Raw genomic sequence first — 26,959 nt, 5'->3', positions numbered from 1 at the left:
TAATCGTATAGTCAACTCACCCGGTCTACGCTTCGCTGGACCACCCTCTCTGCTTCGCAAAGAGGGTTGAATAGAACAGTAAAATTAATAAACAAAACCCTTCTTTGCGAAGCAGAGAGGGGTGACGAGCAAAGCGATGTCGGGGTGAGTCGATATAGCCGCTTTTTCATTAACAGCCCTGTTTTCTACAATTGCCTACAACAAAGGCGACAATCCCTTTTGCAAACGTTGCTGACGTAACAGCGCCTCCAGATAATAATAATCTGCGTAAATTATCGGTACATCTATCTCGCTTTTGGCGGGTTTATGGCCGGTGCTGTGCAGTAAAATAAAGCCTTTGTTTGTTCCGGGTTGTGCCTGGTAATGGTCGTGCAGGTTCTTTACAATTTTATCCGCTAAGGCGCGGTACTGTTTGCCGTTTTTGCTGTAGGTTGATAACTCATACAATGCCGAAGCCGCTATGGCTGCCGCAGAAGCATCGCGCGGGGCATTCGGAATATCGGGCGCGTTGTAATCCCAGTAGGGTACAAGGTCTTTCGTTACGGATGGATTGTTGAAAATGAATGCTGCGATTTTATCAGCCTGTTGTAAATAAGCCGGATTTTTGGTTTCGCGGTAACTCATGGTATAGCCATACAAGCCCCATGCTTGTCCGCGTGCCCATGCCGATTCATCAGCATAGCCTTGGTGCGTTTGCCGATGCGCTACCTTTCCGGTTTCGGTATCGTAATCAATTACATGGTATGAACTATTATTAGCCCTGAAATGATTTTTAAGTGTAGTATTGGCATGCGTAACGGCCACTTTGTAATAGGTAGAATCGCCAGTGAGTTTGGTCGCTTCAAAAAGCAATTCCAGGTTCATCATGTTGTCGATAATGACCGGATACTTCCATTCGGGCCTGCCATCCCACGATTTAATGCAGCCCACTTTTGGGTTAAAGCGGGTGATGAGCGTTTTGGCCGATTCAATAATTACCTCTTTATAATGCGGATCTTTAGTCGCTTTGTAGGCATTGCCCACGCTGCAATACAGCATAAAACCCAGGTCGTGCGTGCCGCCATTGGTTTTCTCTTTTTCAACTATAGTTGTATATAGTTTAGCTTCTTTAAGCCATTGTTCATTTTTAGTATAGTCGTACAAAAACCAAAGTTCGCCGGGGAAAAAGCCGCTGCACCAATCGGGCGATGGTATAAGTTTCAGGCTGCCATCTTCTTTTAACGACCTCGGGATACTGTTCTTATCACCGGCCTTCTGCACGCTGTCTATATTTTTCAGCATCAGCCGGGTTTGATCTTCGGCAAAGGCTAAACCGTTTTTGGTTTGATTTTGGGCATATCCGCCAATGGCGAGGCCAAGCAGTACGCCGGTTATTACACCTCTGTAACTCATTTCGCGGCTTTTATTTTAATTACCAGTTTCTTCACCACATCAACGCCCTCTACCTTAATGCTTGGGCGGTGCACATCATTAGGGAAAAACAAAAAGAATATGCTTGGTTCGGCATTGTAATATTTGCCGTTGCCGGAGTATTTGGCTACATCTTTAACAGCATCGTAAGGCACGGTAACTGTGGCGCTTTTAAGCGGCATCACCTCAATTTGCTCTTTACCCTTAATTACATATTGCAGGTCGATGTAGTTTTGGTGTGCTTCCCAACGGGCGCTGTCGGGTTCTTTCGATGGGCCTTCGGTAATTGCAGCGTACACGTCGTCGCCATCAATAGGGTATTTGCCGGGAGCGATGGTATTCAGGTCGGTATTTTTCAGGTAAGCGAATGCTTTATCCCAAAGCGCTTTGTTAGCGTGATATTGTTTATAAAACGCTACAGCATCCACATCGGGGCTAGGTTTTATGGTAAGCCCGTTGGCCCAGGTTTTACCCTTAACCCATGTTAAAGCAGTTTCTTTTGCAGGTGTTTGCGCAAGGGCATCCTGGTTGATGGCGTTAAAGCTCATGATAAATAAAATTATGATACAGGTAAATGCTCTCATTTTGTATCAGGTATAATTGGTTTACAACATCAATATTACGATGTATTTAACTGAAATGAAAATGGATAGCGATAAATAATCACATAAAAAACCGCCTGCGGAGTTGAGCCGCAGGCGGAATGGATTTAAACGATATGTGATGATGGTTTTATTCGCTGCGTAAGTTTTTCACAGGATTGGTCCAAGCCGACTTAATGGCTTGCCAACTAACCGTAAGCAGGCATATCACCACACTCAATAGCATGGTTACTACAAATACCCAGCCACTTATTTCGGTATGATAGGTGTATTTAGATAACCAGTTATCTACATTATAGTAACTGATGCACGCGCCGATAACAAAAGATATAAGCACCAGCTTAACAAACTCCTGCGATAGCTTGAACCATATATTGGCCGTACTTGCCCCTAATACCTTACGTATACCTATCTCTTTTTTGCGCTGCTCTGCCGAGAATGATGCCAAACCAAACAAGCCCAGGCATGAAATGACAATGGCCAGCGCTGTAAAACCGGTTGCCATATTACCCAGCAGTTGCTCGGTGTTTAGCTTTTCGCCGAATACCTCATCGGTAAATTTATATTCGAATGGGTAGTCGGGGTTATATTTTTTGTAGATGGCCTGCACGGTCGCCATGCTTTTTGATACGGAAGCGTTAGGGGTTAGGCGCATGGTTATACCGCCAACCCATCCTTTAACCTGTCCCATCATGGCGGGTTTAATAGGTTCAAAAGGCGAGCCCCATACAAAATCTTTTACTACACCAATAATGGTGCGATTTTCGCCCTGCCATTTTACAATTTGGCCCAGCGGCTCTTTCATGCGCATCAGTTTCACCGCGGCCTCATTAACGATGAGGCCAAGGCTATCTGCCGGGCGACCGCGATCAAAATCGCGCCCTTGCGCCAGTTTCAAACCAAAAGTGCTCACAAAGTTGTAGTTAACCACCATCTGGTCAATAGGGATCTTATCCTCGCCCTGCAATTGGCCGGGCCATACAATGCCCCAGGAGTTGCCGTTGGTATTGGTAATACTGCCCGATGTTAAAGCGGCATCGGTGATGGCTCCGCTGCTGATGGCATCACGCCTGAAGGCGTCAAAGTTTTTATCAATGCTGCCTTCCACCTCAATTTCTACCAGTCCGTTTTGTTCGTAACCAACGGGTTTGTCTTTTATAAAGCTGATCTGTTTATATATAAATATGCTCGACAGAATGAGGCATATAGCAAAAGTGAACTGCACCACAACCAAAACCTGCCTTGGGCGTACCGCGCTTTTAGTGCTTACCAGTTGTCCTTTTAAAACCTTTACCGGTTTAAACGACGACAGGAAAAGTGAAGGGTAGCTGCCCGCTACAAGGCCGGTAACCAAAGTAAGCGCAAGCGCGCCAACCCAAGCCCATACGTTGGTGTAGGGCATAGTTAATTTTATCCCTATTATCTGGCTGAAAGAAGTTAGCAGCAGGCTGATAATAATAAGCGATAAGCCTAATGCGAAGAAAGCCATCATTAAAGATTCGCCCATGAATTGGATGATGAGCGAGAACCTGCCTGCGCCGATGGCCTTGCGTACACCCACCTCACGCGCCCGGCGTTCTGACCGCGCGGTAGAAAGGTTCATGAAGTTGATACAAGCTACCAGCAATATGCCAATGGCCAGCATCAGGAATAGGCGCACATACTCAATACGGCCGCCTATAGCCTTGTAATTCTTAAACTCATTATACAAGTGCAGTGACGCGAATGGGTATAATGACACATTGTTGGCCTTGTTATTAGGGTCGTATTTGGCTATCAGGCCTTTTATTTTGTTGTTTGCCACATCGGCGCTTACACCGGGTTTCAGCATGGCAAACGTGCTGAACGAATAATTGCCCCAGCCTGAAGTAACCAACCACGGCATTTTTGCTTCGAGCGCTTTCCACGACATTAAAACCTTGAACCTGAATGATGAGTTTAATGGCTGATCTTTTATTACACTGCCTACTTTATAAGTACGGTCGTTATCAATTTTTATGGTTTGGCCCAAAGGGTTGGCATCGCCGAACAATGATTTCGCTGCGGATTGAGTAATCACTACTGATGAAATATCGGCCAGCGCGCTGCTGCCTTTTGGCCCGCTTACAACCTCAAAACTGAACATATCCAACAACGATGGATCGCTCGACATGATGGCCAGCTTTAATGCTTTTTCTTTATAATTTACAAGGGTAGGGTAAGGGCCGGTAGTGCGTGCAACCTTGTCAAACTCGGGGTAATCTTTCAGTAAAGCTTCGGCAAGTGGTTTAGGGGTTGAAGAACCGGTACGCACCTCGCCATCAACCGGTTGGTTGTTCATTACGCGGTAAAGACGGTCATTATTGGCATGGAACTTATCGTAACTAAACTCATTATACACATACAGCAGCAGCATAAAGCTGATGGCCATACCCAAGGCAAGGCCTCCAATGTTTATCGCGCTGTATAGTTTATTGTTAAGCAGGTTCCGCCAAGCAATAATAATGTAATTCTTCAGCATAGTAATCAATGATAGTGATGGTTTGCATGTTGAAGAGTATAATATTAATACCAAAATTGTAAAATATTGATAATTAGTATTTTGTGATTTTAATATATGATAAAACTGTTCGCTATCGAACAATTATTCGTTCGCAAGCGATACAATTAGGGGGGCATTTTTTTAGTTAGTTCTTCGTTAGGAATGTTTGTGCTGTGATTGAACGTTAGTGGATGTAACTTTCTTTTTTCTCTCAAAAAAGAAAGTCACCAAAGAAAAAAGTCGCGGCTGCGCAAGGAACTATTAAAGGTTGTGCTTGGGCAGGGCTTGTGCTATCCGTTCCTTACGATGCCGCATTTTGTAGGTTATTTGAGTTTGTGCTTTTGCATTGTGCGATACACCCACTCCGCAGCCGCTTGGCTCCAGCCAAGTGGCAACTATTACGCGGCCTCCGGCCGCTTTACCATCAATCCAGTCAGTAAGCTTTCAGGTGTGGGATTTCAAGGGCGTCTATGTTGTTTACAGAAACCGGCATATTTGTTCTTTTTCGTCAGCAAACAGCTTCGGGTGAAAGCGGGCAGAACTGTGTTGGCCATGAGCGCAAAGGCGGGCATAGCGAACTTGTTGCATGTGGGGAGGGATACGAGCGTTAGGGCAAAAGTTCCAGCCCCGAAGTTCTGCTCGCTTTGCGGGGCAATGGCCTTGTGCGGCAAAGAAGCCTTTTGCTGGACAAGGGTTTTGTTACTTTTGCCCTCAAAAGTAATGGGGCACTGCGCCCAAGAGCAGGCTGACATTGATTACAGCACAAGCATAACCTAATTCGAGATTGCTTCGTACAGTAATGACATGAGGTTGCTTATTTAAACATTAATATATCATCCCACCATAGCTCCCTGTGTTTCACTACCCAAAGCAACCTAACTTGCATCAAACCCTACGCACCTGCTTCCTGTGTCAGTTTTTCAAGCCCTTTTTGGTTGGCAATGGCGATGCTTTTGCCCGATAACTTAATCAGTTTGTCTTTAACCAGTTCGTTGATCACCCTGAAAACTGTTTCGTAAGTGGCGCCTGAATAGGAGGCCAGGTCTTGGCGGCTCAAGTCGATATTGATAAGCCCGTCTTTAGTAACACCGAATTGATTTTGTAGTAATATAAGCGCTTCGGCTACCCGGCCTTTAACAGGCATGTGGGCGAGGTTGCGCATCTTTTTTTCAGACTGGGCAAGCTCTTTGGCAAAAAACATCAGCAGATTGTAGGTAAACTGGGGGTTTACCTTAAGTGTGGCTTCAAAAAAAGCGAGGTCGATATAGCAGACTACACCGGGTTCGAGTGCTGATGCAGATATGGCGTAAACACCATCGCTGCCTAAACCCCTGTGGCCAAATATCGATCCTTCATTGGCGAAACGGATAATGAGCTCCTTATCGGCATCCCACTTTTTGTACACCTTGAAATTGCCCGAATGAACAAAGTATACACCTGTAACAGGATCGCCCTCTCTGAAAATTACTTCTCCCTTTTTTACTTTAAAGTTCTTTTTGTGTGCTTCAATAGCCGGAAGCCACTCGGGTAAACAGTTTTTTGTTAAATAGCAACTGTTTGCATCGCAAGGTGAATTTTTTTTGATCATTTGTCAGTTAAAAGCTCAAATTTAGCGATATTATTTATTCATAAATCAATATAATTTATAAAAAAGACAATTTAATTTATTGTATTGATAATATATTTTAGTGTTTTTGATAAAATTACTAAAATATATAAAACATAAACAGTTGAATTATGCATGTTTAAACCTATTTTGAATATTTAAAACTGATATTGTTTTATTTGTTTGACAATTTTGTAAATACACAATTGTTACTGTGTTTATCTATAGGTGAATTTGTAGTAGCTGAATTTTGGAGCTAATAAAATACCGTCTTAAATTCCGATAATTAAATTGTTACATGTAAAATGAGTATGTAAGTTCATTTCAAGCTATTTTTATCAGCACATAAAGCCGCCTCATGAAAAAATTACTACTTACTACGCTTATTTCTTCACTATTTTTTGCCGGGTTTGCTCAAACCACCATACATCGCGACCCGGTGATTGAAAAAATGGTAAGCGAGGTATCGGCAGATTCCCTGCACGCGCATGTAAATAAACTGGTTTCCTTTGGTACGCGTAATACGCTAAGCAGTGTTACCGATAAAAAGCGGGGCATAGGCGCGGCAAGGCAGTGGGTGCTTGGTAAAATGCAAAGTTATGTGGCGGGCAGCAATGGCCGTTTGTCGGTTAAGTTTGATACCAGCACCTATCAGCCCGATGGCAAACGAATAGATGCCGTTACCGTACTAACCAATGTAGTAGCTACGCTAAAAGGTACCGACCCGGCAGATCATCGTGTGTTTGTTATTAGCGGACATATAGACAACATGAGAACCAGCGTAATGGACAGAACCGGCGATGCGCCCGGCGCTAATGACGATGGTAGCGGTAGTGCAGCTGTTATTGAATGTGTGCGGGTCATGAGTAAGCAGAGCTTTCCGGCTACTATAATTTTTGTTACCGTTTGCGGCGAGGAGCAGGGTTTGTTAGGCGCATCGTTCATGGCATCTAACGCTAAAAAGAACAATGTTGAAATTACCGCTGTGCTTAATAACGATATTATGGGCAGCAATAACAGCAACGAAACCAATATCATTGAAAATACTAAAGTGCGAGTATTCAGTGAGGGGCTGCCTGCCTTTGGCCTGGATGAAAAGAAAGCGGCAGCAATTCGCAGTTTGGGTTTAGAGAACGACGGGCCATCGCGCCAACTGGCACGTTATATAAAAGAAATAGGGGAACGTTATGTAGATAACCTGGATGTGGTGATGATCTATCGTCCGGATCGTTTTTTACGCGGTGGCGACCACCTGCCTTATCAGCAACAGGGTTTTACCGCGGTGCGCATTACGGAGATGAACGAGAATTTTTATCATCAGCACCAGGATGTGCGCAAAGAAAATGGCATACAATACGGCGACCTGCCCGAATTTATGGACTTTGAATACCTGCGCAAAAATACCTGCATGAATTTGAGCAACCTGGCTAATTTGGCCAAAGCCCCTGCTGTGCCGCAACAGGTAAATATGCTGCTGGCCAATCTTAGCAATTCTACCGCTTTAAGCTGGGAAGTACCTGCAACCGGCAAGGTAAAAGGCTACTATGTAATGATGCGCGAAACCACCAGCCCGGTTTGGCAAAAAAAGATATTTACTACGGATAAAAGCATTATGCTGCCATACTCAAAAGATAACTACTTTTTTGCCGTACAAGCTGTAAGCGAAGATGGTAACGAGAGTTTGCCCGTTGTACCATCCGCGGTGCGTAAAACTAAGTAATACGGAAGTTTAATTAAGCGTGAGCGGGAACGTTTTGTTGTTCGTTGTTGAAGTTTTCCATTACCAGCACAGCCGCGCCTATCAGTTCGGCATCAAAACCGATATCTGAAATGAAGATCTCGGTACCGCCTGCTAAACGGGGGATACAATATTTATTTAAGGCCTGCTGGATAGGGGCAAGCAACAATTTACCAACTTTAACACCACGGCCGCTTAGTACAATAGCTTTCGGGTTAAGAATATGGATAAGGATAGACAATCCGCGACCTATTTTATAAGCGGCATCCGACAGTAGTTCGATAGCAAACTGATCGCCTTTGTTGGCGGCGTCCATTACCTCATCGCCAACGGCCAGTTTTGAGTCGTCATCTGATATAAATTGCAGACTTGTTTTTTGTCCGTTCTTAACGCCATCAATGGCTTTTTCGGCCACAGCAAGTAAAGAAGCTTCTGCTTCTAAACAGCCTTGTTTACCGCAGGCGCAAAGTGTACCATCCTCGGTGATCGGAATATGGCTAAACTCACCGGCGAAACCGTTTTCACCACGGAAGATCTGCCCGTTCAATATCATACCCAAACCAATACCCCAGCCGATATTGATCACCATTACATCTTTAATTGATTTAGCCACGCCAAATTTCAGTTCGGATAGGGTGATCAAGCTCGAATCGTTATCGATATATACAGGCAAACCAATAACATCGCTTATGTGCTGGGTAAGGCTTTTGTCGCCTGCATCAAGGTAGGTGTAGTTTATGCCTTCGTGTACATTTACAAAGCCCGGCATACCAATACCTACGCCAATAATTTTCTCTTTATCAACACCCGAATTAGCAATGTGCTTAACCAGCAGATCGGTAAGCGTATTTAAAGCATCAGGATTATCCTTTAATTTAAGGTTGATGATCTCTACCGGGGATACATAATTGTTCAGCAGGTCAACAATGGCTATGCGGGTGCTCAGCTGATCCATCGCCACGGTTACAATGTACAACCTGTCGTGCCTTACCGAATAAATAAGCGGCCTGCGGCCACCGCTTGAAGGGGCGTAACCCTGCTCAATAACAAAACCAGCCTCAATAAGATGATTGATGGCTTTGGTTACCAGTGGTATGCTTTTATCAATTCTGATGCTTAATTCAACACTTGAAAGTTGTTCACCATAATACAATTGCTGAATAATTTCAGCATACAACTTCGCGGTTTTCTTATTTGTATTGAACATATCGGGTTTAGTACTGTTGGATAATGATCCGGCGTGGTGATGCAAAACTAAATAATACAAACGATGCTTTTGTTATGTATCAACAAAATTATATAACAAAAGCATCACCTGTTTTTAATTAAGCTTTAATACGCTGCTGCTCCTGCCGTTGGCGCCAAAAGCTCTTAGCTTAATGGTGCCGCCTGCGGCAGGTATCTTGCCTGAAAATATTTTACTGGTATTGGTGGGTACACTTCCGTTGGTGGTATAACGTAAAACAAAGCCCGGTAATTGCATATTGGCCTCAATATTTCCGTCTTTTATTATAGCGCCCGGTGTAGGCACCCGGTAGTTGAAACCTCCGGCATAATGGTTTAACCTCGGCAACTCACGGGCTACCTTATTTGCAAATACCGACCATGCCGTATTATACATGCTTTCGCTTAGCGCCGTGTCTTTTTCAGTAGCCCAATCAGGGTCAACGGCCCAGGCACGTTCGGCTACGGCAAATAGCTTGGGCAATAGCAGGTATTCAAACTTATCGGCACTAATAAGGGTTTCGCTCCATAACGGGGCTTGTATACCCAATATATTGGCACGCCCAGCATCTGTCAATTGCAGTTTATTATCAAAATACCCTGCCGGGATGGGTTTGCCCTCTTCGTTTTCCTTTTGGTTTTTATAGTAATTGTAGGGGATAAAAGCGTATGGTTTATTCATATCTACATAACCGCCCCAATATTGCCCGCGCTCGCTGATGCTTTCGTTATAAGCCAGGTCGAGATACAGGTTGGTGACATTGGTAAGTACCACCTTGTACCCGGCATTGGCCAGTTTGTAAGCCAGCTCTTCATTGCCCGATAGGTTGTTCCATACATCTATATGGATATTTTGATCGGCCATGCGGGTATCAACTATCATTTGTTTTTTACCGTCGATCGTTACTTTTCGCAGGCCAACTTCTTCCCAGCCAGATAAATACAGTTTGCGGGCTTTCAGCATGGTGTTGATCTTTGAAAAATAGTAATGCCACATTTCGTCTACATTTTTTACGGAAGTGTCCTGCTTCAGCACGTTGGCCACAGCGGGCGATTTCTCCCACACACCTGCCGGTACTTCATCGCCGCCAAAGTGGATAGTTTCCAGCGGTACGCCTGCTTCCTTGTGCATGGTAATAATTTCGTCGGTTACCTTGGTTAAAAAGGTGTATACCGATGGCAGCGCCACATTAATCACGTTATCATCCCAGCCCTGTACCGAGCGGTATACTGATTTATCGTTTACATCGCGCAGCAAATATTTATTAGCTTCGGCAGCTTTTCCGGCTTTCATCAGGCGATCATACCGCACATCCATGGATTTAATGGCCGCGCGTGCATGCCCCGGTGTTTCAAATTCGGGAATCACTTTAATATGGCGATCATTGGCGTATTTTAAGATCTCGATATAATCGGCACGGGTATAAAAACCGCTTCCGGCTTTGTTGGCGGCATCGGGCCCCGAACCATAGGATGGGTGAAGACGGTTTTTAGCGTTTATGGTATGTCCCCTTTGCGATCCTATTTCGGTCAGTTCCGGCAAACCGGGGATCTGTATGCGCCAGCCTTCATCATCATTTAAGTGGAGATGCAGTACATTGAACTTATACAACGATAGCAGGTCTATCAGTTTTAAAACCTCCTGCTTTTGCTGAAAATTACGGGCTATATCCATCATAAACGCACGGTGACCAAAACGCGGGGCATCCGTTATGATTACGTTGGGCACCTTAATATCCTGTTGCACGCTTGCCCATGCGTTTGGCGGTAACAAAAGTTTTAACGATTGAATACCATAAAAAGCGCCTGTAGCAGTTGATGCCATAATGGTGATTTGCGATGAGGTTACCTTTAACTCGTAAGCTTCCGGCGCAATGGCTTTATCCAGCTCTATCATAATCCCGGCAGATTTATCACCTGTGGCAACTGCCGGCGCTTTACCCAACACCTTGCTTAATTCGCTTGCCAAATAGCGGGCTTCTTTTACAAACACCGCTGCCGTACTGATCTTAACAGCTGATGTAAGGCTGAACGCCCCCAGTTCGCGGGTGTATTTTACAGGGGTGGGCAATACCGGTGGCAGCTCACTTTCAGGCACGCTTTTAATCAGTTGGTTTTGATTGTATACCTTTTCGGCCAGTTGCTTTTCGCGCTCATCAATATTGGCCGTATTGTCAAATTCTGTTTTTATGGGGAAGCCTTTGCCGGGTTGCTTATCAAAAACAAGGTAAAAACCTTTCGGGAAATCGGTGGCGTTTTTAATATCGCCTGCCCGCAGATGCGATTTTAAAACTCCGCCTGCCCGTAGCGTGAAGCTTTTACCCGGTGATAATTTAAACACATCGCCGTTTACCTGCTTTACAATAATGTTGCTATCGATACCCGCGCTTTTTGCGCCGCCGGTGTTAAAGTAAATTGCCCATCCCGAGACAGGGATAGACTTTTTACCTTTATTACTCAAGGTTAAAATTACGTGGGTATCGCCGCTGTTCAAATGGTTTTCCTCGGCCGATTGCCAGGTAAGTTTAAGATCGGCAACATTAAAAGGTGTTTTGTTTTGGGCTGATGCACTTACCGCGAACAATAACAGCAACAGGATATATAATAATGTTTTTTTCATAGTTCTATCAATTGTTTTGGCTGTGGTATTTCACCAGCCCTTCAATAGGTGTTTTAATAATATTGCCGGTACGCATGCCGTAACCGGCAGCTACAGTACTTAATAAGTCCGAAAATTTGTAACCTATAGAACCCACACAGTTCAAGGTATAAGTTTTATAAGCCGGGTATAAACTGATCAGGTTGTTGAAGCAATCGGCAAAAGCGCTTTTCACTAAGGCCGACATATACGGGTGCTGGATATGCAGTATAATAAAGCGACAAAATCCTGCGCAAAACCTGTTCGGCATGGGCTTGGTGTATACCTCGTTAATAATATCATCGGGCGATAGTTTGTAGGTATCAAAAAACTCGGTTTTCAATTCTTTTGGCATCCTGTCGCGACCGTAATCAACCAGCAGTTTTTTACTGATGTAGGCACCGCTGCCTTCATCGCCCAATATAAAACCTAATGAATCTATCTGGTGTGTAATCTTTTCGCCGTTGTAAATGCAGCTGGCCATGCCGGTGCCCAGTATGGCCACAAAACCCGGTGAGCGGCCCAACACAGCTCTTGCGGCAGCCAGCAAGTCGTGATCCACCGTAATAACTGCCGCAGGGAATACGCTTTTTAAGGCTGTGCTTACAATATGGTTTTTATCGCCGCTGCAACCCGCGCCATAAAAGTGTATTTCGGCTATGTCTTTCGCGGCAATAACAGCCGGGAGCTTTTCAATAATGCCGGCCCTTATGTATTCGCTATCTACATAGTACGGATTAAAGCCCTCTGTGTCAAAGTAAATTTCGGGTTGGTTATTGTTTATTAAGCACCAGCTGGTTTTAGTTGAGCCGCTGTCAGCTATTAGTTTCATGCTGTAAATCGTTATCGTATAAAATTAAACCCTCACATAAATGTGCTTTTTATCGAGCACCAAACCCACCAGCCAGCATATCAGCATATAGCTTAAAGCAAATAACAGCGAACCTATGGCACCGGGGGCTATTACCTGGTAAATGGTGTCATTTATCCAGCTGTACAGGTTAAGCCCTTTTCTTACATGGATCATCCAAAAGAATTGCACCAGTATTTCGGAGAGCAGGTAAATAAACAAGGGGTTTTTGCCAAAGGTGATGAAGAAGCTTGTCCAGTTATACTTGTTCCACGCCTTTATTTCAAGGGCGTAAACAAGGGTCGACAGGATAACCAGGTCCAACCCGGTAGTAACCAGTACAAATGAACTCGACCATAGCTTTTTGTTGATTGGGAATACCATGTTCCAGCATAGGGCTAAAAAGATAAATAGGCAGCCCACAAGCAATAGTTTGGCAATGGTATCATAACCCTTGCCTTTATCCTGAATAAATTTGCCCGCATAATAGCCTACCACCACGTTTACAATTGCAGGCAAGGTGCTCAATATCCCTTCCGGATCGAAAGCGATGCCTTCGCCATGGTAAAGGTGACTATCGCCGAGTATAAATTTATCAAGGTAGATGCCCGCGTTACCCGTCATGCTCAACGGATCAACCGGGCTACCATAAATAAGCAGCAATACCCAATAACCTACTAACAACAATACCGATGCGATGATAACACTGCGTTTGGATAAATAATGGATCATGAGCGAAGCGAAGCAATAGCACAACGCGATGCGCTGTAATACACCCATAATACGTGTGTTGCCTATAGGCGACAAAGTAATGTGATCGCCGCCAAAATTAAAGAAGGGGAACCAGTACATGAGGTAGCCTATCAAAAATATAAGCAGGGTACGTTTAAATATTTTACCTAACACAGCCGCGTTGCCAATTTGCTGGTAACGTTTCATAGAAAAGCTCATGGCATTACCCACCGCGAACAGAAACGATGGAAACACAAGATCTGTAGGGGTAAAGCCATGCCATGCCGCATGCTCCAGCGGAGCAAAAGGCGTAGCACCGCTCCCGGGGGTGTTCACGATGATCATAAAACAAATGGTCATTCCGCGAAACACATCCAACGATAAGAACCGCGATGAGGATTGAGTCATATTTAGTTTATAATAGGTTATACAAAGCCGGTTTTAAGCCGGCGAAAAGTTGTTCATTAATGTTTCAGCCTGTGGTCGGTGTTTAGCCTGTGGTCGGTGTTATCACCGCACCACCACTAACTCACGTCATTGCGAGGAACGAAGCAATCCCCGATTAGCAGAGCCGCTCTGTATATGTAGAGATTGCTTCGTACCTCGCAATGACGAATTTTTATTATGTCCGCTGTAGCGGAACTTTTTTCACATCCCTCCCTGGGGAGGGGTGTGATGGAAAGTGCGGTGGCAGGGAGGGGTTTATGCAGTATTTCAAAATAGCTGATAAATCCCCTCCCTACACCCTCCCAGGGGAGGGAATCGCACATTGCCCCACTTGCTTATTGCACTCCCGTCATCACCAATGACGAGTTTTTATAATCAATGATACCCAGGATTCTGCTTTAGCTTAGCAGCGCCGCCCGCCGCGCTTAGGTCAATCTGGCGTTGGGGGATAGGGTAGTACTCATTCTTGTTTTTGGTGAAACGACCGCCACGCACATCATTGGTCAGTTTACCCTGGTAAGTAAAGTATGCGTTCAGTTCGGTATCGGCAATGCCCCATCGCACTAGGTCAAAAAAGCGGTGTCCTTCCATGGCAAGTTCTATCTTGCGTTCAAAGTAGATGGCTTTTAGCGATAGCTCCTTTGATGAAAAATAGCCCAGCGGATAAGTGCCTATTTTATAATTAGCCGCAGGTTCGTCGCTAAACCCGCCCGTTGGGTCTTCATCGTCGAGGTATTTATGCACCCAGCCCTCGGGTAGTGCCGCTCGTTCGCGCACCCGGTTAACGTAGCTTTCGGCTTTGGCAAAATCACCCAACTGAGCTTCTACTTCTGCCGCCATTAGCAATACATCGGCAAAGCGGATAATATTATAGTTAATGCCCGAGCCCGGTGCCCAGGAATGGTTATCGCCCTCGGTGTCCTGTAACTCCTGGCCATAAACGTTTTTCAATGGCGAATACGGACCACCGTAAGCCTGATCGCGGATCCAGTCGTTACCCGGGTGTATACCCCAGTCAAGGTAAGGGATTCCCCTGCGGCCAACGGTCCAGTCGAGCCTTGGGTCGATGTTTTTGGTATCCGGTGTAAAGTTGTCGTCCGATCCTAAATTCATGTCATTCTTGATGGCATTATCGTTATAAGCATCTAAAAATGGCAGGCCCGCTGCATCGGTGCGGAAATGATTCACGAGGTCAATCGACGGCTGGTAAAACCCGCAGCAACTGAACGGACTGCTGTTGCCATACGGAAAGTTCAGCATATCGCCGTTATTGGCGTTCGACGGGCCATCCGGATCGGCATTGGCGGCGGTTTGCACCGCGAAAACAGATTCTTTACTGTTATTGGTAGCCGCCCTGAAATTGTCGTCGAACAACTCGTTCAAGTCATACTTTTTACCGTTGGCGGTAACACCTTGCGCTATCACCGCATCAAAAACCGGCCTTGCTTCTACATATAGCTTTTGGTAAAGATAAGCCTTGCCCAAATAAGCGCCTGCCGCCCATTTATTAGCACGACCTGCATCAGGTTGTGTATTAGGCAGGTTTTCGTAGGCATACTTCAGGTCATCGGTTATTTTAGGCCAAATATCGTCGGTATTGGGTTGGTTAAAGTCGGTTGTGGTTTCGTCGATGTAAGGCACATTATTAAACATCTTCTTGAGGTCGAAATAATAATGCGCGCGCAGAAAGCGGGCCTGACCAATAATGTTCTTTTTCTCATCATCGGTAAATGCGCTTACCTTGGCTACCAACTTTAAAACCGTGTTAGCGCGAGATACGCCTTCATAATCGGCCTTCCATTTACTGTTGTAAAAGCCGTTGCTGGCATCGCTGGTGAATTTTAATATAGAGTTGATCTCGGTAATATCGCCGGCATTGCTACCTTTTGAGGCATCGCCGCCGGTAAGGCCGCCATAGATCCAGTTATCGGGTGGGGTTTCCCAAGCACTGCCGCCACCAATTGCCGCATCGCCGCCCTGCTGCCCGTCAAGCGCTGCATAAGCGCCTATGAGTACACCCTTAACACCTTCTTTGGTTTCAAGCAAAGGCGTTTCGAGCGCGCCGGTGAGCGGTTTATCTAAATATGATTTTTTACATGATGCTAATGCCAGTGCAGTTACTATCGTTAAGGTGATATATATTCTTGCTTTCATCTTGATCTTTTTTAATATCATTTATAATGAAAAGTTAACGCCAAATAAGAAGGTGCGCGGAGTGGCATAAGAGCCTTCGTCAATGCCAAAATTGGTTACGCCGCCATTAAGTTCGGGATCGATACCGCTGTAGCCCGTAATAGTGAACAGGTTAGTAGCCGATATATACACGTGCAGCTTTTGAATATTGGCTTTCTTTAACCACTCGCCGCCAAAGGTGTAGCCAATTTGCGCGTTACGTGCACGCAGGTAAGTGCCGTTCTCTACAAAGTAGGAGTTAGGCACCGAGCCACTGCTAAACGATGCGTCTAACTCCTGGATAGGGGCTTTGGCATTGTGGTTGTCGGGCGTCCATGAATCGTACAGGGCGGTTTTACTTTTGGCAGTTTCGTAGTTGGCGTAAAAATCGCGCCAGTACTTCACATTGTTCCATACCTTGTTGCCGAAGGTTCCGTACAGTAAAATATTAAAATCGAAGTTTTTATAGGTGCCACCCAGGTTTAAGCCCCCGCTGAATTTAGGGCTGGGGTTACCCAGAAAGGTTTTATCGGCATCGGTGATCAGCCCATCGCCGTTCACATCCACATAACGGAAACGGCCCGGTTTAACATCCTGCTGAAAAAACTCGTCGGGGTTACCGGTTACCGCTTTAGCATGGGCGTCGGCAGCGTCAATTTCGTCCTGGCTGTTCCAAAAACCGGCTATCTTATAACCGTAAAACTCACCTACCGAATGGCCTACCTCGTTACGTACAAAGCTGGTACCAAAACGGCGGGCTATGTCTGATGGGAAGTTGTTTGTATTATCCGACAGTTTGATAATCTTATTGTTATAGGTGGTAAGGGTAAGGGTAGAGTTAAAAGTGAAATCTTTACTGATCTTAAAATTACCCGTTACCGATGCATCCAAACCGTCGGTTTTCATTTTGGCTATATTGCGATAAGGCACTTCGCCGTTACCTGCGGTACCCAGTAGCTCGGGATTGAACAACAGGTCGCGGATATCCTTGCGGTAATAATCGATGGTGAATGATAAGGCGTTATTTAAAATAGTAGCATCAAAACCAATGTTGGTATTAGCATCCTTTTCCCAACGGGCATCGGCATTACCTATATGTGCCTGGTAGTAACCGGGGGTAATTACACCATCGCCGCCAATGGCGTAGTACGATTGGCCTATGGTGCTGCTAAAGGTATCAAACCGGTTGGCATTGGTAAGGTTGAGCTGGTTACCCATTATACCATAACCACCGCGAATCTTCAGGTCGTTAAGCCAGGTTAGGCTCTTCATAAAATTCTCCTGCGATATGCGCCAGCCCAAACTGAATGCCGGGAAGTAACCGTATTGTTTGTTTTTAGAGAAGTTAGATGTACCATCATGACGTATGGTGGCATTGAAGAGGTATTTGTCGTTAAAAATATAGTCTAAGCGGGCAAATTCCGAGAAAAGCGAGGTAGAGCTGCGGCCGCTATAGTTGTTCTGACCGGCGGCATCACCTGTAGAAAGGTTAACATAATTAGGGTCGAAAGTGTAATAATTTTGCCTGCTGCCGCCCAATGAGCTGTAATTTTCCTGATTCGATTCGGTACCTACCAATATTTTTATATCGTGCTTGTCAATGGTTTTATGGTACGATAAGGTGTTGGTCCAGTTGTAAACGTAGTTGCTGTACGAGTCTTCATTATAACCGTTCCTCGATTGATTTTCCACGTTTTCGTACGACGGATAGGTGAAGTAATGCGAGTTACCTGAAGAAGTTTCACCACCGAAAGAGGTACGAAGGGTTAAGCCTTTGATGATATCCGCCTCGGCGAACATGTTACCGAAAAGCCTGTAATCTGTTTGGCCGCTGGTGCGTGTACGTTGTTGAATGGCTACCGGGTTATTGGCATCGCCCAAACCACTGCCGTAGCTGCCCGCGTAATTACCCATAATATCATAAACCGGAATAATAGGCATTTGCCTGATAGCCATGGTGATCACACCATCCGGATCGTTACCACCCACTTTAGGGTTACTGGTGATAGAATAAGCCAGGTTTTCGCCAATGCGAATGTTTTTGCTGATGTTATACGATGAGTTGGAACGCAGGGTATAGCGCTTTTGATAAGTTTCTATCAATGTACCGCGCTGGTTAAAATAGTTTAACGAGAACAGGTAACTGCCCTGATCGCTGCCGCCGCTTACACTTAGGTTATGACTGGTGATAGGCGCGGTTTTAAATATGGCATGATACCAATCCGTACCGGCCTTGTTGGCTTTTACAATGCGGTAAAAACTGTTCAAATCATCGGGCGAAGTGTAGTAAGGGTTTACATAATATTTTGACGGATCAACCGACGGATCGCCTGCCATTGCCCCGGTAGGGAAAATATAGTCGGGCAGTACGTATTTTGCTCCGTTGCCGTAAAGGTCATCACTGAAATCGGTATCGCCATGGTTGGTTTTGGCTACCCGTTTAAGGTCGGCCATTTCCTGCGGGTTTAAAGTGTTCCAAACATTGCCGCCTTTGGGCACCTGCGAGCCGTAATAGGCATCGTACTGTACATTTACCTTGCCTTTACCTTTTTTGGTGGTGATAATGATCACCCCGTTTGATGCCCTCGCGCCATAAATAGAGGCCGAACTGGCATCTTTCAAAATCTGGAAGGTTTCTACATCGTTAGGGTTCAGTGTGCTTACATCCTGCGTTGGTACGCCATCAACCACGTATAGCGGTGTGTTATTACCAAAGGTGTTAAATCCACGGATGCGCACCTGCGGTTCTTCGCCCGGCTGCCCCGAACCAATTACCGACACACCTGATGCCTGGCCCTGTAACTGTGTATTAACTGAAGATGAGGCCGTTTTATTTAAGTTTTTTACATCAACCACTGATACCGCGCCGGTAAGGTCTTTTTTGCGCTGGGTAGAATAACCCACCACAACCACTTCATTAAGCGCTTTGGATTCTTCCTTCAGCTTAACGTTAATCACCGTTTGCCCGTTCACCGCTACTTGCTGACTGCTGTAACCTATATAAGTGAAAATTAGCGTGCCGCTGCCGTCGGGTATGGTAATGCTGTACTTGCCGCTGGCATCGGTAGTGGTACCCAGTTCGCTGCCCTTGAGCGATACACTTACGCCGGGCAGGGTTTCGCCGCTTTCGGATGTTACCGCGCCCGTTACCGTTAAGGCCGAGATATCCTTATCGTCGCCGGGTTTTATAATAATGATATCGCCGATCACCTTAAAAGCGAGGTGCTGTTTTTGAAGCACTTGCTTCATTACGGTTTCGATAGAAGCATCCTGCACGGTAAGCTGGATCTTTTGATCAACATTAACCTGGTCGAGACGATAAAAAACAGTGTAGTTGCTGCTCTTTTCTATCTGTTTAAACATCTCCTTAACGGTTATGTTGTTAATGTTAAAGCTGTAAACATTCTGTGAGAATGCCGTTGCGTGAATTTGCAAAATACCTGTAAAGAGCAGAATAGTTACAAGCTTCATAATGGTGATTATTTTTTGCCACGTATGCGTAGCCTTTCCAGAGGTTCTGTAAAAAAATATCATAAATTTGTTTTTTTAATTAGTTAATACGATGCTTCCCCAAGCGTAGGGTATTAGCTATTAGAATTTTAAATTACCCGGAGTGTTAGCGCATTCCGGGTTTTGTTTTTCGGCCTTTTAAAGTTTCTCCATATTTTATTTTTTGTTGTTAGCGTTGGTTTTTATAATGTTAATAGTGTTGTTATCTATGGTGTAATTGATAGGCGTATTGGCTTTAATAATCTCCAGTACGTTTTGTATACTATCTATATTTTTAAAGCTGCCGTAATAGCGCAGGTTTTGCAGTTCGGCATCTTTCATGTTTATCTTAACATCGTACCTGCGTTCCAATATATTGGTGATCTCGGCAAGGGTATTGCCGTCAAACACCAGCAGGTCTTGTTTCCAACCGTCGTACCGGTTCAGCTTTGCCGAATCTATTTGCAAAACCTGTATATCATTGAGGTCGGCATTTTGGGTGGCATCCTGCTTGTATGCATATCCTTCGGGTTTTGGCTTGTTTAATATGCGCAGCACCTGCCGTTGTTTAATATGAATGCGGCTGTTATCGCGGGCGTTGCTGTTAACGTTGTTTTCTACCGATACTTCACCGCTTACCACCGCGGCTTCAAATATCGGGTCTTCAGGGTAGGCCTTCAGGTTGAATTTAGTACCGATATCCCTTATGGTATAATTTTTAGTGTTAACGATGAAAGGCAAATCTTTTTTACCCGGCGCTATATCAAAAAAGCCTTCACCTTCAAGGTATACGGTACGGTTGCTAACGCCAAAATCGGCGGTGTAATTAAGCGTGCTGCCGGCGTTAAGCCAAACAATGGTACCATCGGTTAATGTTACTTTACGGATGCTGCCTTTCTTAGCGGCCACCAAGCGTTTGTTTTGCTGATTGGTGGTATAGTGCTTAATTACATTGATGCCTAAAAAAGTAGCGACGGTTATAATAGCGGCTACCTTAAGCCAACGTACATATCCTTTAGGTTTTACCTCCTTAACAGGTGTGTGGCTTTCTACAAAACGCTCGTAAGCCTTGTCTTCATCAATAAGACCCGGCTCCAGGTAAAGCATGTTTTGCCAGGTTTCGTATAACTGGGCAAAGTACTGCTCGTTCTCGGGGTGTGCGTTTACCCATGATGTTACCTGTTTGGCTTCCTCTGTGGTAGCTTCGCCGGTAATATACTTTACTAATAATGTCTTAATATCCTCGTTACTCATGCTCTTATACCTCTAAGACAATTAAAAGCTGACCTACCCTCAATGTGTAGTAATAAATTTTATATTTTTATTAAAAACAGTTATTTGCAACTGTATAATAAAGTGTGACGAAATATTATACTTTTTGAGTGTGTGGATAATTTGATGTTATTTAATTCAAAATTCTTTAACATTAATTTGTAATGTGTTCAAATAATCAATAACTTGTTAAAAATTTTATTAAGTACCTCTACCTTTTATAACCATAGGTTTTTATGAATACAGAAGCCAGTATATTTAAAGCCAAGTTTGCCCAGGGGGATACCAAGGTATTTGAGGCGCTGTTTAAATTATACTACACCAGGCTTACTTTATTCGCCAATCGTTTTACCAATGATTTGGCTGTGGCCGAAGAAATTGTAGCCGATGTATTTACCTTATTGTGGGAGAGGGGGCACGAGATAGTTTTCACCACCTCATTAAAATCCTACCTGTTTACTACCGTTAAAAACCGATGCTTAAATCATCTTAAGCATCAAAAAATAGAGAACCTCTACGTTAACTATTTAGAGAAGAACAAACTGCTTGATGAGGTAATGAGCGCTGTAGAGAATGGTTACGAAGAAAAAGAACTCGCCCTGCAAATAAAACAAGCCATAAGCACCCTGCCTGAAAAATGCCGCGAAGTATTTGTAATGAGTCGCTTCAGCGATATGCGCTACAAAGAAATTGCCGATCAGCTCAACATCTCACCCAAAACGGTAGAACGCCACATGGGTATTGCCCTTGAAAAACTCCGTAAAATATTGAAGCATGTGAGCTACATGTTGTTTCTGTAATGTCGATAGGTGGAATGATCAATTTTGTTTGATACGTAATATTTAAAAGCCCGGCTTGTCACCTTGAGTTTGTCGAAGCATGAGTGGGTGATGGCCTCTGCGCACGATCCTTCGACAAGCTCAGGATGCCCCATTTGCAAGTACTTTTAAAAAAGATGCCATGCTGAATTTATTTCAGCATCCCACCGGAAAAGTCTCAAATAAGCAAAGTGTTTATCCGGCTCATGAGATGCTGAAATAAATTCAGCATGACTTTTATATTCTTTTCAAGCCAGTCCTTTAACACCATCAGCCTTTAATTTCACGCTTTCCACTTTTTGCATAAACAATTTTTTAGCAATGGGTATTATTTAATAATATGCCATAACTTGCATTAACTAATTTTAGGTCCTAAAAAAATTATAAAGCTACTACATGGACAATAACGAGCTGCGCAGTGCCGATTGGTTTGGCCGTACCGGTAAAGATGGTTTCATTTACCGCTCATGGATCCAAAAACAGGGCATTCCATCCAATTTTTTTAGCGGTAAACCGGTAATAGGCATTTGCAATACCTGGAGCGAACTTACACCCTGCAATTCGCACTTTCGCGAACTGGCGCAAAGTGTAAAGAACGGCATACTGGAAGCGGGCGGTTTCCCGGTAGAGTTCCCGGTGATGTCGCTCGGTGAATCATTGATGAAACCTACCGCCATGCTTTACCGCAATTTGGCAAGTATGGATGTGGAGGAGAGTATCCGTGCTAATCCGCTGGATGGGGTGGTGCTGCTTTGCGGTTGCGATAAAACCACGCCATCGTTATTAATGGGCGCGGCCAGCGTAAACCTGCCTACTATAGTAGTAAGCGGTGGCCCGATGCTAACGGGTAAATATCGCGGCAAAAGTATCGGCACGTCAGACCTCTGGCGCTTCAGCGAAGAACAGCGTACCGGTGATATTTCGCAACGGGAAATGTTTGCCATTGAGGCAGGCATGTGCCGCAGCAATGGGCATTGCGCGGTAATGGGCACGGCATCCACCATGGCTTGCATGGTAGAGTCGCTTGGGGTATCGTTGCCGGGCAACGCGGCCATTCCCGCGGCCGATTCGGCACGTAAGGTTTTGGCGCATCTGTCGGGTGTGCGTATTGTGGAGATGGTAAAAGAGAACTTAAAGCTATCGGATATTCTTACTCGGCAGGCTTTTGAAAATGCTATTATCACCAATGCTGCCATTGGCGGCTCAACTAATTTTGTGATCCATCTGTTGGCCATTGCAGGCCGTATTGGCGTACCGCTTTCGCTGGATGAGTTTAATGATATTGGCAAGGATGTGCCACTGCTTGTTAACCTCGAACCATCGGGCAAATACTTTATGGAAGATATGTATTACGCGGGCGGCTTGCCTGTGGTACATAAAGAAATAAGCGGGTTTTTGCATAACGATTGCATTACCGCCAATGGCAAAACCATACAGGAAAATTATTCGAGAGCTGAATGTTATAATCCCGAAGTGATTGCTTCGATAGATAATCCGGTAAATCCTATTTCGGGCGTGGTAGTTTTAAAGGGCAATTTATGTGTAGATGGCGCGGTGATCAAACCATCAGCCGCCAGCGACCACCTGTTGCAGCATACCGGCAAGGCGGTAGTATTTGAAGATATTGACGATTACAAGGCCCGTATTGACGACCCCGATCTGGATGTTGACGAGAATAGCATACTCGTACTAAAACAGGTTGGCCCCAAAGGTTATCCCGGCATGCCCGAGGTGGGTAATATGGGCCTGCCCACCAAGCTGCTCGAAAAAGGCGTTACCGATATGGTGCGCATCTCCGATGGCCGCATGAGCGGAACCGGTTTTGGTACGGTAGTGCTGCATGTATCGCCGGAATCGGCTATTGGCGGTACTTTCGCCATTGTACAAAACGGCGATATCATAAAGCTGGATGTGTTCAATAAGATATTGCATTTAGAGGTATCTGATGAAGAAATTGCCGTTCGTAAAAGCAAACTGCCTCCGTTTGTAGCCATAGCTGATAGGGGTTATGTTGGCCTGTATCAAAACACGGTAGAGCAGGCGCACTTAGGTGCCGATCTGGGTTTTCTGAAAGGTTCATCGGGCAGCGTGGTAAGTAAAGATTCACATTAATCAAAGTATCATATAATTTATGGCGAACGGTCCATTTACAGGTCAGGTTGCGATAGTGACAGGGGCGGGGCAGGGTATAGGTTTTGAAATAGCCCGGCAACTGGCATTGCAGGGCGCTAAAGTAGTATTGAACGATGCCGACCCTGAACTAAGTGATAAAGCGGTATCTTCTATCACCAGCGAAGGTGGCTTGGCTTACTCCATGCCGGGCGATGCCTCCGATATTGCTTTCATCCGCAGTATGGTTGCCGAAGGCGTTAAGCAATTTGGTAAGGTTACTTTGGCTGTGGCCAACGCGGGTTTATCGCTGTATGGTGATTTTTTGGAATATCCTGAAGAAGATTTCGACCGGGTGATGAAACTTAATTTGGGCGGTAGTTTTTACCTTGCGCAGGCCGTAGCCAAGCAGATCATCGCGCAAAAAAGCGGCGGTAGCATTGTGTTTATCAGCAGCGTTACAGGGCACCAGGCACACAAAAACTTGGGTGCTTATGGGGTAACCAAGGCCGGGTTAGAAATGCTGGCCAAAAATCTCGTAATCGAATTATCTCCCTACAATATCTCTGTTAACGCGGTAGCCCCCGGCGCTACTTTAACCGAACGCACGCTGAGTTTCGCGGGATATGCCGATACATGGTCGTCATTAACACCGCTTGGCCGACCTGCAACCGTGCAGGATATCGCCAATGCCGTACTCTTCTTTTTGCTGCCCGCATCAAGGCACATCACCGGCCAAAGCCTGGTGGTTGATGGTGGGTGGACATCCATCAGCCCTGCTCCGAATGATAAATAAGGTTGATCTTATTTGTGCATACATATAATTGTTTATTATACGGTTTGTGTTAGAAATAATTGATTTGCAAGTGTAAAATATATTACTATGTTTGTACATTATAAACCAATTATTCATCAAACCTATTTTTCATGTCCAATAAGTTCATATCTTCTGTCCTTGGTGCTAAATCGTTTATTGCTATGTCGGCATTGTTGCTGGCCTCATGCGCGGTAAAGCGCGAGAATGTATTAAAATATGTTGACCCTAACATTGGTACCGCCCATAGCAGGTGGTTTTTTTATACCCCGGCCGCTGTACCTTATGGCATGGCCAAACTGGCACCGTCAACCAACGGGCATTATGGTAACCCCTCGGGATGGGAAGCTGTAGGGTATGATACCCGGCATAATTCTATCGAGGGCTTTGTCCATTTTCACGAATGGCAGGTAGGCGGTGTAAGCGTAATGCCGGCAACAGGCGCGCTGAAAACCATTCCCGGTGAGCTGGATAAGGCGGGCAACGGCTATCGTTCACATTTCGACCGTAAAAATGAAATAGCCCAACCCGGTTACTACAAAGTATTACTTGACGATTATAAAGTTACCGCCGAGCTTACAGCTACCAAACATGTGGGCTTTCACCGGTACACTTTTCCTAAGAGCGATCAATCGCGCATTATACTGGATATTGGCAACAAGCAGGGCGAAAGTGATGAAGTGACCGATGCCGCAGTACGCATGATAGATGATACTCATTTCGAAGGCTTTGTAACCACCTATCCAAAGTACGTACACACTTATGATGCCGATGGCCATGTATCCATGTATTTTTGGGGCGAGGTAAGTCGTAAGCCCGATGATGTAAATACTTTTACTACCGGCAGTATTCAACTGCATAACAATACCGTTAAAGGCAAAGGCGCAGGTTTAACCCTCGAATACAAAACACAGGATAAGGAAGCGATAGAGTTGAAAGTTGGCCTATCCTACACATCTACCCAAAATGCCAAAGCCAATTACGAAGCAGAAGTACAAGGCCTAACCTTTGAAAAGGCCAAGTTACAGGCGCAGGAAATCTGGCAGCAGGAATTGGGCAAGATCTACGTGCAAAGCACGGACGAAAAAAAGAAGATCAAGTTTTACACAGGGCTTTACCATGCCTTGCTGGGCAGGGGCGTAGCTAATGATGTGAACGGCGCCTTCCCCAAACATGGCGGAGCGATAGGGCAGCTGCCTAAAGATAAATCGGGCAAGTTCAGCTATAACTTTTACAATACCGATGCTATATGGGGCGCGTTCTGGAATCTTACCCAGTTGTGGGCACTATCATATCCCGAGCATTATAACGATTATGTACATACCGAGCTGGAAATTTATAAAGACCGTGGCTGGTTCGGCGATGGCATTGCTAACAGCAACTTCGTATCGGGTGTGGGTACCAATTTTGTCGGACTGGCCATTGCAGGCGCCTATCAATCCGGCATCCGCGATTATGATACGGTTTTGGCCTACAAAGCCATTAAGGAGAACGAATTGAACTGGCAAAACCGCAAAGTAGGTTCGGGTAAAATGGATGTGAAGGTATTTGTTGATAAAGGCTATGTGCCCTATACCGAAGAGGATAAAACGGATAGCACTTCGTCGCATTTCGCGGCATCGCATACGCTGGAGTATAGTTTCAGCACCTTCGCGGCGGCCCAAATGGCAAAGGCTATGGGCAAGGAGCAGGATTATCAATCGCTCATAAAATACTCTAACGGCTGGAAACTGCTGTACGATCCGCAGCAAAAACTGATACGCCCTAAATTGGCCAATGGCAGCTTTATAGATCAGTTCGACCCATACCAGCCATGGCGTGGTTTTCAGGAGGGTAACGCTATACAGTATACCTTTTATGTGCCGCAAAACCCGGATGCTTTGGTCAGCGCCATAGGTAAAGATGCCTTTAACAATCGTTTGGATAGCATCTTCACCTTAGCGCAAAAGAACAGTTTTGGCGGCGGCAAGGAGATTGACGCTTTCGCAGGTATTAAATCCATCTACAACCACGGTAATCAACCCAATCTGCATATCAGCTGGCTGTTCAACTTTTCGGGCAAACCCTGGCTTACCCAAAAATGGACACGCGCTATATGCGATGAATTTTATGGTATCGAAAGTATCCACGGTTACGGCTACGGGCAGGACGAAGATCAGGGGCAATTAGGCTCGTGGTACGTGATCTCATCGCTGGGGCTGTTCGATGTAAAGGGCTTTACAGATCTCCGGCCGATCATCGAGATAGGCAGTCCTGCATTTGACATGGCCGACATTCAACTGGGCAACGGCAAAAATCTCACCATCGAAACAAAAAATAATTCGGCAAAAAACGTCTACATACAATCGGCCGAATTTAATGGCAAAGCATTAAGCAACTGTTGGCTATACCGCGACGAACTGATGCAGGGCGGCAAACTTAGCTTTGTAATGGGCGATAAACCCAACACCGGCTGGGGCAGTAAAACGCCGCCGCCATCGGCACAATAGCAGTAATTGATAGTGGTTGAAAAATAAA

General features: G+C 45.1%; 16 protein-coding genes. 5 read left to right on the top strand and 11 right to left on the bottom strand.

The features are described 5' to 3' along the window. Positions 1–195: 195 nt before the first annotated feature. The 4 genes from AC07NA_RS04235 to AC07NA_RS04220 form a co-directional block, all read right to left on the bottom strand. Positions 196–1,392, bottom strand: a complete 1,197-nt coding sequence (locus AC07NA_RS04235) for a glycoside hydrolase family 88 protein (RefSeq protein ID WP_494895939.1) — start codon at positions 1,390–1,392, stop codon at positions 196–198. Beyond that, positions 1,389–1,958: a NanQ anomerase/TabA/YiaL family protein gene (locus tag AC07NA_RS04230; RefSeq protein ID WP_494895938.1), complete on the bottom strand. Its 570-nt coding sequence runs from the start codon at positions 1,956–1,958 to the stop codon at positions 1,389–1,391. The genes AC07NA_RS04235 and AC07NA_RS04230 overlap by 4 nt, the downstream gene beginning before the upstream one ends. 184 nt (positions 1,959–2,142) lie before the next feature. Further along, positions 2,143–4,512, bottom strand: a complete 2,370-nt coding sequence (locus tag AC07NA_RS04225; protein ID WP_494895937.1) for an ABC transporter permease — start codon at positions 4,510–4,512, stop codon at positions 2,143–2,145. A gap of 913 nt (positions 4,513–5,425) precedes the next feature. Then, positions 5,426–6,121: a Crp/Fnr family transcriptional regulator gene (locus AC07NA_RS04220; protein WP_494895935.1), complete on the bottom strand. Its 696-nt coding sequence runs from the start codon at positions 6,119–6,121 to the stop codon at positions 5,426–5,428. 376 nt (positions 6,122–6,497) lie between these two features. Between AC07NA_RS04220 and AC07NA_RS04215 the strand changes: the two genes are divergently transcribed. Beyond that, the gene (locus AC07NA_RS04215; protein ID WP_494895933.1) at positions 6,498–7,859 is read left to right on the top strand and encodes a M20/M25/M40 family metallo-hydrolase; all 1,362 of its coding nucleotides are present in this window, start codon (positions 6,498–6,500) and stop codon (positions 7,857–7,859) included. Positions 7,860–7,872: 13 nt separating this feature from the next. Here the strand turns inward: AC07NA_RS04215 and AC07NA_RS04210 are convergent, their stop codons facing one another. The 7 genes from AC07NA_RS04210 to AC07NA_RS04180 form a co-directional block, all read right to left on the bottom strand. Then, complete coding sequence (locus AC07NA_RS04210; RefSeq protein WP_345209554.1) at positions 7,873–9,084, bottom strand: ROK family transcriptional regulator; 1,212 nt, start codon at positions 9,082–9,084, stop codon at positions 7,873–7,875. 114 nt (positions 9,085–9,198) lie between these two features. Next, positions 9,199–11,721: a family 20 glycosylhydrolase gene (locus AC07NA_RS04205; protein WP_494895931.1), complete on the bottom strand. Its 2,523-nt coding sequence runs from the start codon at positions 11,719–11,721 to the stop codon at positions 9,199–9,201. A gap of 7 nt (positions 11,722–11,728) precedes the next feature. Next, entirely contained in the window at positions 11,729–12,571 is an 843-nt protein-coding gene (locus AC07NA_RS04200) for an N-acetylglucosamine kinase (RefSeq protein WP_494895929.1), read from the bottom strand. Positions 12,572–12,595: 24 nt separating this feature from the next. Beyond that, on the bottom strand, positions 12,596–13,729 hold the full coding sequence (locus AC07NA_RS04195; protein WP_494895928.1) for an acyltransferase family protein: 1,134 nt from the start codon (positions 13,727–13,729) through the stop codon (positions 12,596–12,598). A 414-nt stretch (positions 13,730–14,143) separates the two neighbouring features. Then, positions 14,144–15,922 (bottom strand): RagB/SusD family nutrient uptake outer membrane protein, encoded by a 1,779-nt coding sequence (locus AC07NA_RS04190; protein ID WP_494895926.1) that lies wholly within the window; start codon positions 15,920–15,922, stop codon positions 14,144–14,146. 21 nt (positions 15,923–15,943) lie between these two features. Next, complete coding sequence (locus AC07NA_RS04185) at positions 15,944–19,411, bottom strand: TonB-dependent receptor (RefSeq protein ID WP_494895924.1); 3,468 nt, start codon at positions 19,409–19,411, stop codon at positions 15,944–15,946. Between the two features lie 195 nt (positions 19,412–19,606). Next, on the bottom strand, positions 19,607–20,683 hold the full coding sequence (locus tag AC07NA_RS04180; RefSeq protein WP_494895922.1) for a FecR domain-containing protein: 1,077 nt from the start codon (positions 20,681–20,683) through the stop codon (positions 19,607–19,609). Between the two features lie 254 nt (positions 20,684–20,937). Between AC07NA_RS04180 and AC07NA_RS04175 the strand changes: the two genes are divergently transcribed. The 4 genes from AC07NA_RS04175 to AC07NA_RS04160 all read left to right on the top strand — a co-directional run bounded on the left by AC07NA_RS04175 (position 20,938) and on the right by AC07NA_RS04160 (position 26,931). Next, a complete protein-coding gene (locus AC07NA_RS04175; protein WP_494895920.1) occupies positions 20,938–21,501 on the top strand; it encodes an RNA polymerase sigma-70 factor in 564 nt (187 codons plus the stop codon). 414 nt (positions 21,502–21,915) lie between these two features. Further along, complete coding sequence (locus tag AC07NA_RS04170) at positions 21,916–23,631, top strand: IlvD/Edd family dehydratase (protein WP_494895918.1); 1,716 nt, start codon at positions 21,916–21,918, stop codon at positions 23,629–23,631. Between the two features lie 19 nt (positions 23,632–23,650). After that, positions 23,651–24,424, top strand: a complete 774-nt coding sequence (locus AC07NA_RS04165; RefSeq protein WP_494895917.1) for an SDR family NAD(P)-dependent oxidoreductase — start codon at positions 23,651–23,653, stop codon at positions 24,422–24,424. A 131-nt stretch (positions 24,425–24,555) separates the two neighbouring features. Then, complete coding sequence (locus tag AC07NA_RS04160) at positions 24,556–26,931, top strand: GH92 family glycosyl hydrolase (protein ID WP_494895916.1); 2,376 nt, start codon at positions 24,556–24,558, stop codon at positions 26,929–26,931. The last annotated feature ends 28 nt before the right edge of the window (positions 26,932–26,959 follow it).

The sequence above is a fragment of the Mucilaginibacter sp. GW821-FHT07G05 genome (genome assembly GCF_059418565.1).
Note: the sequence above shows the minus strand (reverse complement) of the source record. Positions and strands in the feature narration are given on the sequence as shown.

What these genes read in the sequence shown, in the direction of transcription:
- AC07NA_RS04235 (WP_494895939.1), bottom strand. Translation starts at nt 1,392, where the DNA reads ATGAGTTACAGAGGTGTAATAACCGGCGTACTGCTTGGCCTCGCCATT.
- AC07NA_RS04230 (WP_494895938.1), bottom strand. Translation starts at nt 1,958, where the DNA reads ATGAGCTTTAACGCCATCAACCAGGATGCCCTTGCGCAAACACCTGCA.
- AC07NA_RS04225 (WP_494895937.1), bottom strand. Translation starts at nt 4,512, where the DNA reads ATGCTGAAGAATTACATTATTATTGCTTGGCGGAACCTGCTTAACAAT.
- AC07NA_RS04220 (WP_494895935.1), bottom strand. Translation starts at nt 6,121, where the DNA reads ATGATCAAAAAAAATTCACCTTGCGATGCAAACAGTTGCTATTTAACA.
- AC07NA_RS04215 (WP_494895933.1), top strand. Translation starts at nt 6,498, where the DNA reads ATGAAAAAATTACTACTTACTACGCTTATTTCTTCACTATTTTTTGCC.
- AC07NA_RS04210 (WP_345209554.1), bottom strand. Translation starts at nt 9,084, where the DNA reads ATGTTCAATACAAATAAGAAAACCGCGAAGTTGTATGCTGAAATTATT.
- AC07NA_RS04205 (WP_494895931.1), bottom strand. Translation starts at nt 11,721, where the DNA reads ATGAAAAAAACATTATTATATATCCTGTTGCTGTTATTGTTCGCGGTA.
- AC07NA_RS04200 (WP_494895929.1), bottom strand. Translation starts at nt 12,571, where the DNA reads ATGAAACTAATAGCTGACAGCGGCTCAACTAAAACCAGCTGGTGCTTA.
- AC07NA_RS04195 (WP_494895928.1), bottom strand. Translation starts at nt 13,729, where the DNA reads ATGACTCAATCCTCATCGCGGTTCTTATCGTTGGATGTGTTTCGCGGA.
- AC07NA_RS04190 (WP_494895926.1), bottom strand. Translation starts at nt 15,922, where the DNA reads ATGAAAGCAAGAATATATATCACCTTAACGATAGTAACTGCACTGGCA.
- AC07NA_RS04185 (WP_494895924.1), bottom strand. Translation starts at nt 19,411, where the DNA reads ATGAAGCTTGTAACTATTCTGCTCTTTACAGGTATTTTGCAAATTCAC.
- AC07NA_RS04180 (WP_494895922.1), bottom strand. Translation starts at nt 20,683, where the DNA reads ATGAGTAACGAGGATATTAAGACATTATTAGTAAAGTATATTACCGGC.
- AC07NA_RS04175 (WP_494895920.1), top strand. Translation starts at nt 20,938, where the DNA reads ATGAATACAGAAGCCAGTATATTTAAAGCCAAGTTTGCCCAGGGGGAT.
- AC07NA_RS04170 (WP_494895918.1), top strand. Translation starts at nt 21,916, where the DNA reads ATGGACAATAACGAGCTGCGCAGTGCCGATTGGTTTGGCCGTACCGGT.
- AC07NA_RS04165 (WP_494895917.1), top strand. Translation starts at nt 23,651, where the DNA reads ATGGCGAACGGTCCATTTACAGGTCAGGTTGCGATAGTGACAGGGGCG.
- AC07NA_RS04160 (WP_494895916.1), top strand. Translation starts at nt 24,556, where the DNA reads ATGTCCAATAAGTTCATATCTTCTGTCCTTGGTGCTAAATCGTTTATT.